Origin of the sequence: Oryzomicrobium terrae (genome assembly GCF_008274805.1) — a bacterium.
Lineage (GTDB): Bacteria > Pseudomonadota > Gammaproteobacteria > Burkholderiales > Rhodocyclaceae > Oryzomicrobium > Oryzomicrobium terrae.
The window spans coordinates 3,384,824-3,402,612 of record NZ_CP022579.1 but is presented as its reverse complement, the minus strand read 5'-3'; the positions used below and the strand labels follow the sequence as shown (position 1 = coordinate 3,402,612).

Sequence of the window (17,789 nt, the reverse complement as noted above, 5' to 3'; positions counted from 1 at the left end):
TTATGAGCAAGCAATTCGCCTCGGTCGCCGACCTGGAAGAAAAGAAGACCACCTTCACCCAGCTGTCGACCCACTGCTGGGGCTACACCGCCGAGGGCGACCCCAACGCCGGCGTGATCATCACCGACGAAGGCGTTCTGATCGTGGACGCCTTGGCCACGCCGGTGATGGCCCAGCGCCTGATCGCCGAGGTCCGCAAGGTCACCGACAAGCCGATCAAGTACGTGGTGCTGTCCCACTACCACGCCGTACGCGTGCTCGGCGCCGCCGGCTACAAGCCCGAAGGCCTGGAGCAGATCATCGCCAGCCAGGGCACCTACGAACTGATCGTCGAGCGCGGTGCCCAGGACATGCAGTCCGAGTACGAGCGCTTCCCTCGCCTGTTCCAGGCCTTTGAGAGCATCCCCGGCCTGACCTGGCCGACCCTGGTGTTCAAGGACGAGATGACCCTGTTCATGGGCGGCGTCGAGATCAAGGTGATGCACCTGGGCCCCGGCCACACCAAGGGCGACACCGTGGTCTGGGTGCCCGCCGAGAAGGTGCTCTTCTCCGGCGACCTGGTGGAGTGCGAGGCAGCCTGCTACACCGGCGACGCCCAGCTCGAGGAATGGCCCGCCACCCTGGACGCCATCGCCGCCCTGGGTGCGGAAAAGCTCATCCCCGGTCGCGGTCCGGCCCTGGAAACCCCGGCCAAGGTGGCCGAAGGCCTGGCCTACACCCGGGACTTCGTCAGCACCCTGTACGGCGGCGCCAAGGAAGCGGTGGCCCAGGGTCTCAACCTCAACCAGGCCATGGCCCACATCCGCAAGGCCATGGACCCCAAGTTCGCCCAGGTCTTCATCTACGAGCACTGCCTGCCCTTCGACGTGACCCGGGCGGTGGACGAGGCCAGCGGCATCAAGCACCCGCGCATCTGGACGGCGGAACGGGACAAGGAAATGTGGCACGCCTTGCAACAGGCGGGCTGAGCGCTGCGACCCCAGCTAGGAAGCAACACCTGAAGGAGGTTCCCCGCCGACCATAACGACGACAAGGCGGCGGGGTAAAGAACGAGGAGACCGGAAGTGCTATCAACCTATCAGTATCCGAAGTACGAATACGTCACGCCCCCCGAGCAGCGCGGCGCTGCGCCGGCCCGCTACCCGGTGGTGGTGGTCGGCGCCGGCCCCGTCGGCCTGGCCGGGGCCATCGAACTGGCCCAGAGTGGTGTGCCGGTGGTGGTGCTCGACGACGACGACACCGTCTCGATCGGCTCCCGCGGCGTCTGCTACGCCAAGCGCGCCCTGGAAGTGCTCGACCGCATCGGCGTCGGCGAGGCCTGTGTGGACAAGGGCGTGAGCTGGAACGTGGGCCGCACCTTCTTCCGCGACGAGGAAGTCTACAACTTCAACCTGCTGCCCCAGCCCGACCACAAGCGCCCGGGCATGATCAACCTGCAGCAGTACTACCTGGAAGAATTCCTGGTGAACCGGGCCAAGGAGCTGCCCAACCTGGACCTGCGCTTCCGCAACAAGGTGGTGTCCGTGTCCCCTGCGGGCGACGGCGCCTCCCTCCAGGTGGAAACCCCGGACGGCATCTACTCCCTGGACACCGACTGGCTGGTGGTCGCCGACGGCGCCCGCAGCCCGATCCGGCGCATGATGAACCTGGAGATCGAAGGCAAGATCTTCATGGACCGCTTCCTCATCGCCGACGTGGTGATGAAGGCCGACTTCCCCGCCGAGCGCTGGTTCTGGTTCGATCCCCCGTTCCACCCGGGCCAGTCGGTACTGCTGCACCGCCAGGCCGACAACGTCTGGCGCATCGACTTCCAGCTCGGCTGGCAGGCCGACCCGGAGGAAGAGAAGAAGCCCGAGAAGGTCATCCCGCGCATCAAGGCCATGCTCGGTGACGAGCGCGAGTTCGAGCTGGAGTGGGTCAGCGTGTACACCTTCCAGTGCCGGCGCATGAACGACTTCCGCCATGGCCGGGTGCTGTTCGTCGGCGACGCCGCCCACCAGGTTTCGCCCTTCGGCGCCCGGGGCGCCAACTCCGGCATCCAGGACACCGACAACCTGGTGTGGAAGCTCAAGCTGGTCCTCGACGGCAAGGCCCCCGAGAGCCTGCTCGACACCTACAGCGAGGAGCGGGTGGCGGCAGCGGACGAGAACATCATGAATTCGACCCGCTCCACCGACTTCATCACCCCCAAGAGCAAGACCTCCCTGACCTTCCGCAACGCCGTGCTGACCCTGGCCCGGGACCACGCCTTTGCCCGCGCCCTGGTGAACTCGGGCCGCCTGTCGGTGCCCGCCTACCTTACCGCGTCCCGTCTCAACACCCCGGACAGCGGCGACTTCAGCGGCGACATGGTGCCCGGCGCCCCCATGGATGACGCCCCGCTGCGCGAGGCCGGCAAGAACGGCTGGCTGCTCGACGCCGTCGGCGGCCGCTTCGTTGCCCTGGCCTACGTGGCCGACCCGGCGGCGGTGGACACCGCCACCGCCGACGCCTTGCGCGCCCTGGCCGATGCGCCGATCCCGGTGGAAGCCGTGCTGGTCTCGCCCAAGGCCGGCAACGCCCCGGCCGGCCTGCGCCTGGTGGAGGACTACGCCGGCCGTTTCGCCGAGCGCTTCGACGCCCAGCCCGGCACGGTCTACCTGATCCGTCCCGACCAGCACGTCGCCGGGCGCTGGCGCGCCTTCGACTCCGCCCGCGTGCGCGCCGCCGTCGCCCGCGCCACCTGCAACGCCTGACCGAGGGAGGCAGCCATGACCCAACTCAACCTCAAGCCCAACTTCAATGAACCCGGCCAGCGCTACTTCCGCGCCTTCTCCCCGGGGGACGACTTCTACGAGCTGCTGATCGACACCCACCGGGACCTGACCGACGAACAGAGCGCTCTGCTCAACGCCCGCCTGATCCTCCTGTTGTCCAACCACATCGGCGACCTGTCGGTGCTGCGCGAGGCCATGAAGCTGGCCCGCGACGGCGTCTGAGTCCCTGCCGCGCAACCCGGAGAACATCACCATGATCAAGAAGATCCACCACGTGGCCTACCGCTGCAAGGACGCCAAGGAAACCGTGGAGTGGTACGGCAAGTACCTTAACATGCGCTTCATCCTGGCCATCGCCGAGAACGAGGTGCCCTCCACCAAGGAGCCGGATCCCTACATGCACATCTTCCTCGACGCCGGCGGCGGCAACGTCCTGGCCTTCTTCGAGCTGCCCACCAAGCCGCCCATGGGCCGGGACCCCAACACCCCGGAATGGACCCAGCACCTGGCCCTCGAAGTCGACTCGATGGACGAGCTGCTCGCCACCAAGGCCAAGCTCGAAGCCGACGGCATCAAGGTGGTCGGCCCCACCGACCACACCATCTTCAAGTCGATCTACTTCTTCGACCCGAGCGGCCACCGCCTGGAGCTGGCGGCCAATACCGGCACGCCGAAGATGGCCAAGATGCTCGACGACGTGAAGTGGGAAATGCTCGAAGAGTGGTCCCGCACCAAGAAGGCACCGCGCCACGCCGCCTGGATGCACGACGGTAGCGCCTCCTGAGCCGTGGCCGGGACGGCGGGTGCTGCCACCCGTCGTCCCGGCCACGCGCCGACGAGGTGACCGCCCAGAACGACCTGCCCCGGCGCGGCCCCGCCGGGCGCATCTTCCCCAGCAAGGAACACGCACAATGAAGCTCGCCACCCTCAAGAAAGGCGGCCGCGACGGCACCCTGGTCGTCGTCAACCGCGCCCTGACCTACTGCCGCCCGGTGCCGGCCATCGCCCGCACCCTGCAGGCCGCCCTGGACGACTGGGAGGCCGTCGAGCCCCAGCTGCGCCAGGTCTACGAAGCCCTCAACAGCGGCGCCCTGCCCGACCCGCAGCCCTTCGACCCGGCCGCCTGCCATTCGCCCCTGCCGCGGGCCTACCAATGGGCCGACGGCTCGGCCTACGTGAACCACGTCGAGCTGGTGCGCCGCGCCCGGGGCGCCGAACTGCCCCCCGAGTTCTGGACCGACCCCCTGATGTACCAGGGCGGCTCCGACAGCTTCGTCGGCCCCCGGGACCCGGTGGTGGCGGTGAGCGAGGACTGGGGCATCGACTTCGAGGCCGAGGTGGCGGTGATCACCGGCGACGTGCCGATGGCCGCCACCCCGGCCCAGTGCGCCGGCAAGATCCGCCTGCTGATGCTGGTCAACGACGTCTCCCTGCGCAACCTGATCCCGGCCGAGCTGGCCAAGGGCTTCGGCTTCTTCCAGTCCAAGCCGGCTTCGGCCTTCTCCCCGGTGGCGGTGACCCCGGACGAGCTGGGCGACGCCTGGCGCGACGGCAAGGTGCACCTGCCGCTCAACGTCGAGCTCAACGGCAAGCCTTTCGGCCGGCCCAACGCCGGGGTGGACATGACCTTCAGCTTCGCCCAGCTGATCGCCCACGTGGCCAAGACCCGGGAGCTGGAAGCCGGCTCGATCATCGGTTCCGGCACCGTCTCCAACAAGCAGGGCGGCCTGCACGGCTCCAGCATCGAGCACGGCGGCGTCGGCTACTGCTGCCTGGCCGAGGTGCGCATGTACGAGACCATCGAGAGCGGCAAGCCTCAGACGCCGTTCATGCGTTTCGGCGACCGGGTGCGCATCGAGATGACGGACGCCGCCGGCGCCTCGATCTTTGGCGCTATCGACCAGCAGGTGACGCCCCTGGCACGCTGACGCCGCGACGACCCACCGGGCCGCCGCCAGGCGGCCCCTTCCGTTCCCGTTCCCACGGTGCCCCGGCGCCGTGGGCGGGTGGCGCGGCGGCCCGCGCGGCCGCCGTTCTTTTTGTCGACCGGGTACGTTCCCAGGGGCTCCGACGAGATCGCCGCATGAAATACAAGGTTGTTCCCACGGACCGGGAAAAGGTCATGCGCGAGCACGATTTCATCGTCTCGAAGACCGACCTGAAGGGCCGCATCACCTACGGCAACCGCACCTTCATCGAATACTCGGGCTACTCCGAGGCCGAACTGCTGGGCAAGCCGCACAACATCATCCGCCACCCGGACATGCCCCGGGGCGTCTTCAAATACCTCTGGGACACCCTGGCCGAAGGGCGCGAGTGCTTCGCCTACGTCAAGAACCTGGCCAAGGACGGCAGCTTCTACTGGGTGTTCGCCAACGTCACCCCGTCCCGGGACGAAGCCGGCCAGGTGATCGGCTACTTCTCGGTACGGCGCAAGCCCAAGCCGGCCGCCCTGCAGGTGATGGACGAGGTCTATCGCGCCATGCTCGCCGAAGAGCAGCGCGCCGGGCCCCGCGACGCCATGGACGCCTCCCTGGCCTGGCTGGGCGCGGCCCTGGCCAGCAAAGAAACCGACTATGAACGCTTCATTCTTTCGCTCTAGGCTGGCGGCCATCGCCCTGGGCGGCAACCTGCTGCTGGCGGCGGCCCTGGCGCTGCCCCTGCTCGGTGCTCCGCCGGCCCTGGCCCTGGTGCCGCTGCTCGTCGGCCTGGGCCTCGGCAGCTGGCTGATCCACGCCGCCGGCCGCCTCGACCGGCGCCTGGGCGAGATCGGCGCGGTGGCTCGGGAAGTGGCCGAGGGGCGCCTGGAGCGGCGCTTTACCGGCCTGGCGCCGGGGGCCTTCGCCGCCGACATCTGCTGGTCGCTCAACGACATGCTCGACCAGCTCGAAAGCTGTTTCCGCGAACAACGCACGGCCCTGGAGTGCGCCAGTGCCGGCCGCTATTTCCGCCGTCCCCAGCCCGAGGGCCTGCATGGCGAATTCCGCGCCGCCCTGGAACGGGCCAACGCCTCCCTGGCGGTGATGGAGCGCAACCACCGCTGGGAGCAGCGCAACGCCCTGCTGTCGCGCCTCGGCCAGCTCAACTTCGGCAAATTGCTCGGCAACCTGGGCACCAGCCGCGACGACATGGTGCACATCGCCGCCGCCAGCAAGACCCTCGAAGCCCTGTCGCGCAGCAATGTGGACGCCGCCGAGGACAGCCGCATCCAGGTCGGCCAGGTGGTCGAGTCGCTGCAGCGCATTGCCGCCGGGGTCGAGGAAGCTGGGGCGGCGGTGGCGGCGATGAACGCCCACAGCGCCGAGATCGGCCGTTCGGTAACCCTGATCGCCCAGATCGCCGACCAGACCAACCTGCTCGCCCTCAACGCCGCCATCGAGGCGGCCCGGGCCGGCGAAGCGGGGCGCGGTTTCGCCGTGGTGGCCGACGAGGTGCGCAAGCTGGCCGAACACAGCAAGCAGGCCTCCGGCGCCATCGCCGCGGTGATGCACGCGGTGGGGGGCGACATGGCGCAGATGTCGGCGGATACGGCGGTGATGCGCACCCGGGTGGCGGAGTCCCAGGCGGCGATCGCCGGTTTCGCCGCCGGCTTTGGCCACCTGGCCGAATCGGCCCGCTCGGCCCTGGCCAGCATCGGCCAGGTGCACGACGTGAGCGTGGCCACCCTGGCCAAGGTGGACCTGCTGTTTGCCAAGCAGAACGCCTACATCGCCGTCGGCCAGGAGGCGGATGCCTCCGGCGCCAACGTGCCCGCCGATGTTGCGGCGACGGTCCGGGGCGAGGACGAATTCGGCCACTTGCCCGGCTTCGCCCGGATTCCGGCCACCCTGGCCGAGTTCCGCCAGCAGCTGCTCGCCGCCCGGGACGACCTGGCGGCCGGCTGGGAGCGCGACCCGGCCCGCCAGGAGCGCATCTTCGCCAGCTTCGCCGCGGCGGAACGGGCGAGCGAGGCCCTGGCTGCCGCGCTCGACGGATTGGTGCGGGAAAAACACGGCGCCGCCTCCCTGGCGGGGTGAGCGCCGGCCACGACGAATTAGAACGGCGTCGCCAAGAAAACGCCCGAGAGCAACGCCCCATAACGAGGAGGAAGACAGTGACGGATCGGCAACGTGACGGGCAATACACAGAAGAACGGGGCGCCATTGGCCGTGGCGCCTGGGTCGGCATCCTGGCGGCGGGCGGGCTGGTCGCCTGGCTGTGGGTCGCGCCGGCGGCGCCCCTGGACGTGCTGCTCGGGCAGAGCGTGCTCGCCCTGCTGGCCGTGGCGGTGCCGCTGCTGGCGCGGTGGCGCGGTGCTCCCGCCCGGTCCGGTGATGGGGGCGTCCCTGCCGCCGCCGCCGAGGGGCGCGCCGAAGTCGGCGACGGTGCCGCCACCACCGGCTTCGGCGAGCAGTTGCGCGTGCGGGTCCGCGAGTTCGTCGAGGAGGCGCGCCGCATCGGCACCGCCGCAGCGGTGGATAGCGCCGTGCTGTCGCGCCGGGTGCAGGAAACGACCCGGCTGGCCGACCAGCAGCGCGACCTGGCCGGCGCCATCTTCGCCGCCACCGGGGCGACCCGGTCGGCCACCGATACCGCCAGCCAGCACGCCGACGAGATCCGCACCAGCACCGAAACCAACCTGGTGGCGGTGCGCGGCGCCCACCGGGACCTGCAGGACGTGCGCGAGCGCATCCTGCGCATCTCCGCCGATACCGCCGGCTCCACCGAGCGGGTCGCCGAATTGTCGCGCCGCTCCCGCGAGATCCGCGACATCGGCATGCTGATCAACGACATCTCCGACCAGACCAACCTGCTCGCCCTCAACGCCGCCATCGAGGCGGCCCGGGCCGGTGAGGCGGGGCGCGGCTTCGCCGTGGTCGCCGACGAGGTGCGCAAACTGGCCGAGCGGGTCAAGACCGCCACCGGGGTGATTTCCGCCAGCACCGTCACCATGCAGCGCCTGGTGGAGGAGACCGAGGTGCAGATGGCCAGCATCCGCGACGATTCGGGCCACGCCGCCCAGGCCGTGGCGCGCACCGTCGGCGATTTCGACAGGGTGGTGGAGGACCTCGGCCGGGCCGGGGCCGGCCTCGGCGTAGTGGCCGATTCCCTGCACCACATCCAGTCAGCCAACACCCAGATCCACGCCCAGGTGGAAGAGATCAAGGCCCTGTCCGACCAGGCCAGCACCAGCATGGACGAATCCACCCGGGCCGCTGCCTCGCTGCAGGCCCAGACCGAGCGCCTGTACGCCCTGGGCGCCCGCTTCTCGATCGCCGACAGCGCCTTCGACCGCATCCTCGCCACCGCCCAGCGCCTCGCCGCCCAGGTGGGCGACTGCCTAAGCCAGCACCTGCGCCAGGGCGTGGACGTGTTCGACCAGCACTACCAGCCGGTGCCGGGCACCGAGCCGGCCAAGTTCACCACCCGCTACGACCAGGCGGTGGAAGCCGAACTGCAGCGCATCTACGACATCGGCATTGGCGATCTGCCCGGCGCCCTACTGGTGTGCGCCTGCGACAACCAAGGCTACATGCCGGCCCACCACCGCAAGTTCTCCGAACCCCTCAACGGCGACGCCAAGCACAACCAGGTGTTCAGCCGCCACAAGCGTATCTACAACGACCCGGTGGGCCTGCGCAGTGCGCGCAACCGGGAGCGCTTCCTGCTCCAGACCCTGCTGCGCGACACCGGCGAGGTGCTCTCCGAGTTGGCCATGCCGATCCTGGTGGACGGCCGCCACTGGGGCGCCCTGCGCACCGCCTTTCCCCCCGAGGTGCTGACCGGCGGGGCCGGGGCGGCCGCGCGCACCTGAGGACGCCATGAGCCGACCGACGCCGATCCTGGCGGTGCTGCTGACCACCCTGGTGGCCCTGGGTCCCCTGTCCACCGACTTCTACCTGCCCTCCCTGCCGGCCATCACCGCCGCCTTCGCCACCGACGGCGCCCACACCCAGCTCACCCTGTCGGTGTACCTGGCCGGCTTCGCCGTGGCCCAGCTGGTGGTGGGGCCCCTGGCCGACCGCTTCGGCCGGCGCCCGGTGGTGCTCGGCGGACTGATCGTGTACCTGCTCGCCAGCCTGGCCTGCTGCGCCGCGCCGAGCATCGAGGCCCTGATCCTGGCCCGCCTGGTCCAGGCCCTGGGGGCCTGCGTCGGCCCGGTGCTAGGCCGCACCATCGTGCGCGACGTGTGGGGGCCGGCAGACGCCGCCCGGGTGCTGGCCTACGTCAGCGGTGCCATGGCCCTGGCCCCCCTGATCGGGCCCTTCCTGGGTGGGCTGCTCACCGTGTTCTTCGGCTGGCAGGCCAACTTCGCCGCCCTGGCCCTGTTCTCCGCTTTGCAGATCGCCGCCACCTGGCGCTGGCTGGCCGAGAGCAATCCCCACCCGGACCCCACCGCCACCCAACTGGCCCGCATCGCCGCCAACTACCGGCGCCTGCTCGCCGATCGGGCCTACCTGGGCTACCTGCTCTGCCAGTCCTTTGCTTACAGCGCCCTGTTCGCCTTCATCTCCGGCTCGGCCTTCGTCCTGATCGGCCACTTCGGCCTGGCCCCGGCCACCTACGGCCTGTGCTTCGGCGTGGTGGTCACCGGCTACATGGCCGGCTCGGCCCTGTCCGGCCGGCTGGTGGGGCGCTTCGGCAGCGACCGCCTGCTGTTCGCCGGGGGCCTCGTCGGCGCCGGCGCCGGCCTGGCCATGTGGGCCCTGGCCGCCAGCCCCCTGGCCTCGGTGGCGGCCCTGCTCGGCCCCATGGTGTTCGTCACCGTGGCCCTGGGCCTGGTCATGCCCAACGCCACCGGCCGGGCCCTGGCCCCCTATCCCCAGATGGCCGGAGCCGCCTCGTCCCTGATCGGCTTTGCCCAGATGTCCATCGCCGCCCTGATCGGCATCGTCGTCGGCCACGGCCTGGAGGACGGCGGCCAAGGCGCCCTGACCCTGCTGCCGGCAGCCATCGCCGCCTGCGGCGTGCTGGTTCCCCTGTGTTACCTGGCCCTGGTCCGACCGGCCCACGCCCCGGCCTGACCCCCGCCCGCTTTCCCGGAGTCTTCCCATGCTCACGCTCTACACCTACTTCCGCAGCTCCGCCGCCTACCGGGTGCGCATCGCCCTCAACCTGAAAGGGCTGGCCTACACGCCGGTGCCGGTGCATCTGCTCAAGGACGGCGGCGAGCAGAACCAGCCCGCCTACCGGGCCAAGAGTCCCCTGGGCACGGTGCCGACCCTGGAGTGCGACCACGGGGTGCTGACCCAGTCCCTGGCCATCCTCGAATACCTGGACGAGACCCACCCGGCGCCGGCCCTGCTGCCCGCCGACCCGGGCGGCCGCGCCCGGGTGCGGGCCATTGCCCAGACCATCGCCTGCGACATCCATCCGATCAATAACCTGCGCGTGCTGCGCTACCTGGTACACACCCTGGGCATCACCCCGGAGCAGAAGACCGCGTGGTACCGCCACTGGGTGATGGACGGGCTGGCGGCGGTGGAAGCCCTGCTGGCCGACCCGCGCACCGGCGCCTTCTGCCACGGCGACACCCCGACCCTGGCCGACTGCTGCCTGGTGCCCCAGGTGTTCAACGCCCTGCGTTTCGACTGCGACCTGAGCGGTTTCCCCACCCTGAGCCGCATCGCCGCCCACTGCGACACCCTGGACGCCTTCCGCGCCGCCGCGCCGGGGGCCCAGCCCGACGCCGAGTGAGGCGGCCGCCGGCCCGATCCCGCTTCCCGTTTATTTCCGTCTTTGCCGAGACCTGCCATGACCACTGCCGACCTGCCCCTGTGGACCCCATCCCCCGCCCGCATGGCGGGGACCCTGCTGCACCGCTTCCTCACCCCGGCGAGCACCCGGGCCGGCCGGCCGCTCGCCGACTACGACGCCCTGTGGCAATGGTCGGTGGACGACCCCGCCGCCTTCTGGAACCTGGTGTGGGATGAACTCGGCGTGGTGGGCGACAAGGGCACCGGCCCGGTCCTGGAAAACGGCGAGCGCATGCCCGGGGCCCGCTGGTTCCCCACGGCCAAGCTCAATTACGCCGAGAATCTACTCAACTTCGCCGGCCTGCCCGCCAACGCCGATGACGCCCTCGTCTTCTGGGGCGAATCCCAGGTCAAGCGCCGGGTCAGCCGGATGGAGCTGGTGCGCCAGGTCGCCGCCTTCCAGGCCGGCCTGATCGCCGCCGGTGTCGGCCCCGGCGACCGGGTGGCGGGCTTTTTGCCCAACCTGCCCGAAACCCTGGTGGCCATGCTCGCCACCACGGCCCTCGGCGCCATCTGGTCCTCCGCCTCCCCGGACTTCGGCGTCCAGGGCGTCCTCGACCGCTTCGGCCAGATCGAACCCAAGGTCTTCGTCTGCGTCGACGGCTACTGGTACAACGGCAAGGCCGTGGACTGCCTGGCCAAGAACGCCGAGGTGGCCGCCAAACTGCCCACCGTGGTGAAAACCGTGGTCGTGCCCTACCTCAACCCGGCCCTCGGGGCCGGGGACGTGGCCGCCATCGCCAACGGCGCCACCCTGGCCGACTTCACCGCCCCCCACGCCGGGGTGACCACGCCCACCTACCACCGGGTCGGTTTCGATCATCCGCTCTTCATCATGTTCTCCTCGGGCACCACCGGCGTGCCCAAGTGCATCGTCCACTGCCACGGCGGCGCCCTGGTCCAGCACCTCAAGGAACACCAGCTGCACAACGACGTGCAGCCCAATGACCGGGTGTTCTACTTCACCACTTGCGGCTGGATGATGTGGAACTGGCTGGTCTCGGGCCTCGCCTCCGGCGCCACCCTGCTGCTCTTCGACGGCAGCCCCTTCGCCCCGGGCAAGGACGGCGTAGCCGGCACCCTCCTGTTCGACTACGCCGAAGCCGAGGCCATGACCCACTTCGGCACCTCGGCCAAGTTCATCGACGCCATCGCCAAGGCCGGCTTGAAGCCCCGGGCAACTCACACGCTCGACACCCTCAAGGCCATGATGTCCACCGGCAGCCCCCTGGTGGCCGAAGGCTTCGACTACGTGTACCGGGACGTCAAGGAAGACATCCAGCTCGCTTCTATTTCCGGCGGCACCGACATCCTCTCCTGCTTCGTCCTCGGCAATCCCATCGGCCCGGTGTGGCGCGGCGAAATCCAATGCCGGGGCCTCGGCATGGCGGTGGACGTCCTCGACGACACCGGCGCCCCGATCCGGGAGCAAAAGGGCGAACTCGTCTGCCTCAAACCCTTCCCGGCCATGCCCGTCGGCTTCTGGAACGACCCGGACGGCGCCAAGTACCGGGCCGCCTACTTCGAACGCTTCCCCAACACCTGGTGCCACGGCGACTTCGCCGAGATCACCGCTCACGGCGGCCTCATCATCTACGGCCGCTCGGACGCCACCCTCAACCCCGGCGGCGTGCGCATCGGCACCGCCGAAATCTACCGCCAGGTCGAACAGCTGCCCGAAGTGCTCGAAGCCCTGGTGATCGGCCAGGACTGGCCGAAAGGCTCGGGCGACGTGCGCGTCGTGCTGTTCGTGCGCCTCAAGGAAGGCACCACCCTGGACGACGCCCTGATCCAGCGCATCAAGGACCAGATCCGCAAGAACACCACCCCACGCCACGTGCCGGCCCGGGTGGTGCAGGTCCAGGACATCCCGCGCACCAAGAGCGGCAAGATCGTGGAACTGGCGGTGCGCAACGTGGTGCATGGGGAGGCCGTGAAGAACGTGGAGGCCCTGGCCAACCCGGAGGCGTTGGAGGAGTTCCGCGGGCGAGGCGAGTTGCAGGGGTAGGGCAGGGCCCGGCCCCAGAGCGGCCGGGGGGACGGCAGGATGACCGCCGGCTTACGGCAGCACGGCAGCCCCTGCCCTCGTCAGGGCCGGCGGGCCGGGCTGCCGTGGCCTGTTACGGCCGGGGAGCCAGGGGGGGCGTGGGCGGTGCGGGGGGTGAAGGCGGCGAGGCCGGCAGGCGTGGCCTCGGCGCTGCCAACGGCGCCGGCGCGCCGGGGGGCAGGGGCGGGCGGAGGCTGTCCCGGTTCCGCCCCACGTCCCCGGTCCGGGGCCGGACGCCGTTGTGGGCGTGGTGCCGGGAGTGGGGCTGGCCGGCCTTGAAGTGCGCCATGCCTTCGGCGCTGCGCCGGTCGGCGGCCCGGGCACGGCCCCGATCCCGGTCGATGGCATTGGGGCCGTTGTTGTTCCGGATACCCTGAGCACTGAGGTGGGCAGCCGAGTTACCGCCGTTCAGGGGGCCCCCGCCAAAGCCGCCGGGACCGCCCATGCCGCCGGGACCGCCGCCGCCCTTGGCGAACGCGGCGCCGCTGGCGGCGGCGAGCAGGCCGGCCGCCAGGAGGATGCGCAGTTGGGGTTTCATCGTGTCCCTCTCCCGCAGGAAATGGCTGGAAATCGCCATGCTTTCACCTTAGTCCAGCCACCGCCCATCGGTGCGGGGAGGTTGTAAGAAAAGGTGAAATCCGGGGAGCGGATCGGCGCGTCCGCGGTCACAGCCAATGCAACGGCCCCGGGCTCGGTGTTCCGAGCGCTCCGGCCGGCAGCGGGAGCGAGGCCATGGCCAACGATTTGCAGAAGGACGCGCTCAACCTGGCCCACTCGGTGGTGATGGGGGTGGCGGGCACCGCGCCCACCTTCAGCATCGCGGCGACCATGGTCACCCTGATCGGCGCCGTCGGCGTGCTTGCCCCGGCCAGCCTGCTCTACTGCGGGCTGATCATGTTCGGCATCACCTTCGCCTACCTGCACCTCAACCGGCTGGAAGCCAATGCCGGCGCCTCCTACGCCTGGGTCAGCCGCATCTTCAACCGCACCCTGGGCTTTTTCGCCGGCTGGACCCTGCTGGTGGCCTCCACCCTGTTCATGGTTTCGGCCACCATCCCCGCCGGCAACGCCACCCTGCTGCTGTTCTGGCCCCGCCTGGTCAACGACCAGCTGGCGGTGACCCTGGTGTCCATGGGCTGGTTGGCCGCCGTGAGCCTGGTGGTGATCCGCGGTATTTCCCTGACCGGCACCGTGCAGACGGTGATGACGGCGGTCGAGCTGGCCATCCTGCTGCTGCTCACGGTGGTGGCGGCGCTCAAGTTCGCCCCGGCGGCGCTGCACCGGCTGACCTGGGCCGATCTGGCGCCGACCGCCTTCGACCCCGGGTCCTTCGCCAGCGGCGCGATCATCGCCCTGTACTTCTTCTGGGGCTGGGACGTGGCCCTCAACCTCAACGAGGAGACCCGGGATTCGGCGCGGCTGCCCGGCCTGGGGGCGGCGGTGGCGATGATCATCATCACCGCCGCGTTCACCGCCTTCGCCGCCATCGTGCTGCTCGCCCTGGGCGACGACGAGATCCGCCAGGCCAGCACCAACGTCATCTTCACCGTGGCCGACAAGCTGTTCCCCCGCCCCTGGAGCTACCTGGCGGTGCTGGCCCTGATGCTGTCCACCATCGGCACCCTGGAAACCTCGATCCTGCAGTTCACCCGCACCATGTTCGCCAAGTCCCGCGACGGTGCCCTGCACCGCCGCTGGGCGCGGCTGCACAGCCAATGGCGCAGCCCCTACGGCGCCACCCTGCTGATCGCCGGCCTGGGCTGCCTGCTGCTGGTGCTCTCCCTGCTGTTCCAGGGGGTCGGGGAAGTGCTCAAGGCCTCAATCAACGTGATCGGCGTCCAGGTCGCCTACTACTACGGCCTGGCCGGCTTCGCCTGTGCCTGGAACTTCCGCCGCCGGGCCGGCCGTTCCCTGGCCGACCTGGTGCTGATGGTGATCTGGCCGGGCCTGAGCGCGACGGCCCTGTGGATTGCCGCCGTGCTGGCGGTGCGGCGCTTCGATACCCCCACCGCCCTGATCGCCATCGGCGGCATCCTGCTCGGCCTCATCCCCCTGCGCGCCAACCGCAAGCCGCGCCCCTGAACGCTGTGCCGGGACGCGACGGCCCCGGGGGCCCACGCACTACCCGCGTTCAGGCCCCTGGCAGGTGGCCGTGCTACCGTGGCCGCCTCTTTCCGGTTTTGCGGTTACTTCCCATGTCGAACCCGGCGCCCCTGCGGGCCAGCAACACCCTCTCTACCACGGTACGTCCGGCGGCCTGCCTGGCCGCGCTGCTGGCCCTGGCGGCCGGCCCGCTGCGCGCCGAACCGACGGCAGAACCGGCGGCAACCTCGGCTACTCCCGCCATTTCCGTGGCAGCGGCCACGCCGAGCATGCCGGCCACGCCGACGGCCGCCGCGCCCTCGGCCAAATCCGCCTGGAGCGGCACCGTGGGCCTGGGGCCCATGGTCTTTCCCAAATACACCGGCGGCAATGGCATGCGCACCTGGCTGGTGCCCCTGATTTCGGCCAGCTACGGCGACACCGCCTACATCGAACCCCTGCGCGCCGGGGCCTACCTGTGGGGCAGCGACGACCGCAAGATGGCCCTGGGTCTGGCCGTGGAGCCGCGCTTCGGCTTCCAGGCCCGCGACGGCGCCCGCCTTGCCGGCATGGCGACGCGGCGCAACAGCCTGGAAGTGGGGCCGGCCTTCGACTGGGACCTGGGCGTGGTCGCCATCGACCTGTCCCTGTTCACCGACCTGACCAACTCCAGCCGGGGCCTCTCGCAGCGGCTGTACGTCTACCGGGAATTCCTCAAGGACGGGCGCTGGAAGCTGAACGGCTTTGTCGGCGCCGACCGGCTGGGCAGCCGCACCGCCAACTACTTCTTCGGCGTGGCGGCGGACGAGGCCACGGCGGCCCGGCCGGCCTACCGCCCCGGCGCCAGCACCAACGCCACCCTGGGCCTGGATGGCGCCTACAAGCTCAGCCGGGACTATTCCCTGGTGTTCGGCCTCCAGGCGGCGCGCCTCAACGGCGGCATCGCCCGCAGCCCGATCGTCGCCACCCGCCAGGCCAACCTGGGCTGGCTGGGGTTGGCCTGGAACCTCTGATCCGGCGCTGAATCCCGCCCCGCCCCGCCCTGCTGGCCACGCCATGCCCTGACCGGCAGTTGCCCGCGCCCGGGCTGACCGTCATGAGGGGGGGGCGAAGGGGCTGCGCGGGCGGCGATTGACTTGCCCGGGCAAACCCGAAAGCATGGGCGCCTGCGTGGCCGCCCCGTCGGCGGCCGTTCCCGGACGGACACCTCACCATGATCGACGCCCTTTTCCTCGTCGCCGGCACGGCGATCCTGCTCTGGCTGTCGCGCAAGCCCCTGCGCAACCCCGGCGGCCACGGCTTCTACCGCTTCTTCGCCTGGGAAGGCATCCTCGGCCTGCTCGTGCTCAACCGGGACACCTGGGGCCGCCAGCCCTTTTCGCCGCACCAGATGACCTCCTGGGTGCTGATGCTGCTCAGCATCTACCTGGTGGTGCAGGGCATTCGCCTGCTGCGCCGCCAGGGCGCCCCCAGCCAGCAGCGGGAAGAGCACGAGGGCCTGTACGACTTCGAAAAGACCACTGCCCTGGTGACCACCGGGATCTTCAAGTACATCCGCCACCCCATGTACGCCTCCCTGCTGGCCCTCACCTGGGGCGCCTTCTGCCAGAAGCCGAGTCTGCTCGGCGCCGCCATCGCCCTGCTCGCCTCGTTCTTTCTCGCCCTCACCGCCAAGGCCGACGAGAAGGAGTGCGCCGCCTACTTCGGCGACGAATACCTGGCCTATAAGCAGCGCACCAAGATGTTCATCCCCTTCGTGCTGTAAGGGCGCGGCGGCTGTCCCGGTCGCCCGCCGCCATCACGGCAAACCCCGCGACTGGCGCGGGGTTTCACGGGGTGGGAGGAATATCGCGCGCGGTGCCGGCGCCCTCGGCTCGGGCCGGTGGTGCGCTCCGCCGGGCGGGCGGCGGACGACGCTATTGCTCGGCCCCCCGGCCCCCCGGCCCCCCGGCGCCTTAGGGCCGCGCCATGCGGCGCAGGGGCTGGCTCGGATCGGCCAGGCTGCGGGCGCGCAACTGGCCGCAGCCGCCGTCGATGTCCTGGCCGGCGGAATTGCGCAGCTTGGTCAGGATGTGGCGGCGGTGCAGCCCCCGGGCCAGTTCGGTGGCCTTTTCCCAGGCCGGGCGCTTGAAGCCCAGTTCGCTCACCGTGTTGTAGGGGATCAGGTTCATGATCGCGTACTTGCCCGTGAGCAGGCGCACGATGCCGTCCATTTCCGCCGCGCTGTCGTTCACCCCGTCGATCAGGGTCCATTGGTACTGGATCGGGTAGCCGGTGGCCCGGGCGTAGGCCTCGCCCAGTTCCACCAGCTCTTCCGGGTCGATGCGCGGCGCCTTGGGCAGCAGCTCGGCGCGCAGGTCGGCCCGGCTGGTGTGCAGCGACAGGGCCAGGGCCGGCTTGACCGCCTGGTGGGGCAGGCGTTCGAACACGCGGCGGTCGCCGACGGTGGAGAACACCAGGTTCTTGTGGCCGATGCCCCCCACCGTGCCGAGCAGGTCGATCGCCTCCAGCACGTTGTCCAGGTTGTGGGCCGGCTCGCCCATGCCCATGAACACCACCTTCTTCACCGGCCGCCGCGCCCGGGCCAGGGCCACCTGGGCGACGATCTCGGCGCTGCCCACCTGGCGCAGCAGCCCCTCCCGGCCGGTCATGCAGAACACGCAGCCCACCGCGCAACCCACCTGGGTCGACACGCACAGCCCGTCCCGGGGCAGCAGCACGCTTTCCACCGTCTGGCCGTCGGCCAGGGCCACCAGCAGCCGGGCCGAGCCATCTTCGCCGGGGTGTTCGGATTGCACCGTGGCCAGGCCGTCCAGGTCCGCCTGCAGGGCCGGCAGGTCAGCGCGTACCGCCAGGGGCAGGTAATCCTCGGCGCGGCGGCGCTTGGCGCCGCTGTCCAGGGGCGCCGCCTGCAACCAGGAACGCAGCACCCGGTCCTCGTGGCAGGGCTTGGCGCCCAGGGCGCGCAGGCGCTGGCGCAGGTCGGCGACGCGTAGCGGGGGGGCGAGGGGGGCGGCGGGTGTGGACACGGCGAACAGGCGGACGGAGCGAAAGAAAGGGGAGACGCGGCGGCCGGCGGGGAGGCCGTGGCCATCGGGGCCACTGGCGCAGCCGGCGCAACCCGTCGATTGCGGGCCGGGCGGCCCGGGTCGCCGGGGGCGGCGCGAA

16 protein-coding genes are annotated in these 17,789 nt (G+C 70.5%); 14 read left to right on the top strand and 2 right to left on the bottom strand.

The window, feature by feature from the left end; genetic code table 11:
• The first annotated feature begins 2 nt into the window (after positions 1-2).
• The 11 genes from OTERR_RS15400 (at position 3) to OTERR_RS15350 (ending at position 12,500) form a co-directional block, all read left to right on the top strand.
• On the top strand, positions 3-968 hold the full coding sequence (locus OTERR_RS15400; RefSeq protein ID WP_149426308.1) for an MBL fold metallo-hydrolase: 966 nt from the start codon (positions 3-5) through the stop codon (positions 966-968).
• 96 nt (positions 969-1,064) lie between these two features.
• On the top strand, positions 1,065-2,735 hold the full coding sequence (locus tag OTERR_RS15395; RefSeq protein WP_054621837.1) for an FAD-dependent oxidoreductase: 1,671 nt from the start codon (positions 1,065-1,067) through the stop codon (positions 2,733-2,735).
• Positions 2,736-2,750: 15 nt separating this feature from the next.
• On the top strand, positions 2,751-2,978 hold the full coding sequence (locus OTERR_RS15390; protein WP_054621838.1) for a DUF2783 domain-containing protein: 228 nt from the start codon (positions 2,751-2,753) through the stop codon (positions 2,976-2,978).
• A 31-nt stretch (positions 2,979-3,009) separates the two neighbouring features.
• On the top strand, positions 3,010-3,540 hold the full coding sequence (locus OTERR_RS15385) for a VOC family protein (protein WP_054621839.1): 531 nt from the start codon (positions 3,010-3,012) through the stop codon (positions 3,538-3,540).
• Positions 3,541-3,667: 127 nt separating this feature from the next.
• Entirely contained in the window at positions 3,668-4,684 is a 1,017-nt protein-coding gene (locus tag OTERR_RS15380; protein WP_149426307.1) for a fumarylacetoacetate hydrolase family protein, read from the top strand.
• A gap of 155 nt (positions 4,685-4,839) precedes the next feature.
• Positions 4,840-5,358, top strand: coding sequence for a PAS domain-containing protein (locus OTERR_RS15375; RefSeq protein WP_149426306.1), 519 nt, complete (start codon positions 4,840-4,842; stop codon positions 5,356-5,358).
• A complete protein-coding gene (locus tag OTERR_RS16625) occupies positions 5,333-6,772 on the top strand; it encodes a methyl-accepting chemotaxis protein (protein WP_187775265.1) in 1,440 nt (479 codons plus the stop codon). Before OTERR_RS15375 ends, OTERR_RS16625 begins: the two co-directional genes overlap by 26 nt.
• A 77-nt stretch (positions 6,773-6,849) precedes the next feature.
• Positions 6,850-8,550 (top strand): methyl-accepting chemotaxis protein, encoded by a 1,701-nt coding sequence (locus OTERR_RS16620; RefSeq protein ID WP_281290338.1) that lies wholly within the window; start codon positions 6,850-6,852, stop codon positions 8,548-8,550.
• A gap of 7 nt (positions 8,551-8,557) precedes the next feature.
• Positions 8,558-9,760 (top strand): multidrug effflux MFS transporter, encoded by a 1,203-nt coding sequence (locus OTERR_RS15360; RefSeq protein ID WP_149426305.1) that lies wholly within the window; start codon positions 8,558-8,560, stop codon positions 9,758-9,760.
• A gap of 28 nt (positions 9,761-9,788) precedes the next feature.
• Positions 9,789-10,433 (top strand): maleylacetoacetate isomerase, encoded by a 645-nt coding sequence (maiA, locus tag OTERR_RS15355; protein WP_149426304.1) that lies wholly within the window; start codon positions 9,789-9,791, stop codon positions 10,431-10,433.
• Between the two features lie 57 nt (positions 10,434-10,490).
• On the top strand, positions 10,491-12,500 hold the full coding sequence (locus OTERR_RS15350) for an acetoacetate--CoA ligase (RefSeq protein WP_149426303.1): 2,010 nt from the start codon (positions 10,491-10,493) through the stop codon (positions 12,498-12,500).
• 112 nt (positions 12,501-12,612) lie between these two features.
• On the opposite strand, the gene OTERR_RS15345 is transcribed toward OTERR_RS15350, so the two are convergent.
• Entirely contained in the window at positions 12,613-13,077 is a 465-nt protein-coding gene (locus OTERR_RS15345; protein ID WP_149426302.1) for a hypothetical protein, read from the bottom strand.
• A 194-nt stretch (positions 13,078-13,271) separates the two neighbouring features.
• Between OTERR_RS15345 and OTERR_RS15340 the strand changes: the two genes are divergently transcribed.
• From OTERR_RS15340 to OTERR_RS15330, 3 genes are all read left to right on the top strand, one after another.
• Entirely contained in the window at positions 13,272-14,621 is a 1,350-nt protein-coding gene (locus OTERR_RS15340) for an APC family permease (RefSeq protein WP_223115962.1), read from the top strand.
• A 113-nt stretch (positions 14,622-14,734) separates the two neighbouring features.
• Entirely contained in the window at positions 14,735-15,634 is a 900-nt protein-coding gene (locus OTERR_RS15335; protein ID WP_149426301.1) for a MipA/OmpV family protein, read from the top strand.
• A 200-nt stretch (positions 15,635-15,834) separates the two neighbouring features.
• A complete protein-coding gene (locus OTERR_RS15330) occupies positions 15,835-16,386 on the top strand; it encodes a methyltransferase family protein (RefSeq protein WP_149426300.1) in 552 nt (183 codons plus the stop codon).
• 190 nt (positions 16,387-16,576) lie between these two features.
• On the opposite strand, the gene OTERR_RS15325 is transcribed toward OTERR_RS15330, so the two are convergent.
• Entirely contained in the window at positions 16,577-17,650 is a 1,074-nt protein-coding gene (locus OTERR_RS15325) for an RNA methyltransferase (RefSeq protein ID WP_149426299.1), read from the bottom strand.
• Positions 17,651-17,789: the final 139 nt, after the last annotated feature.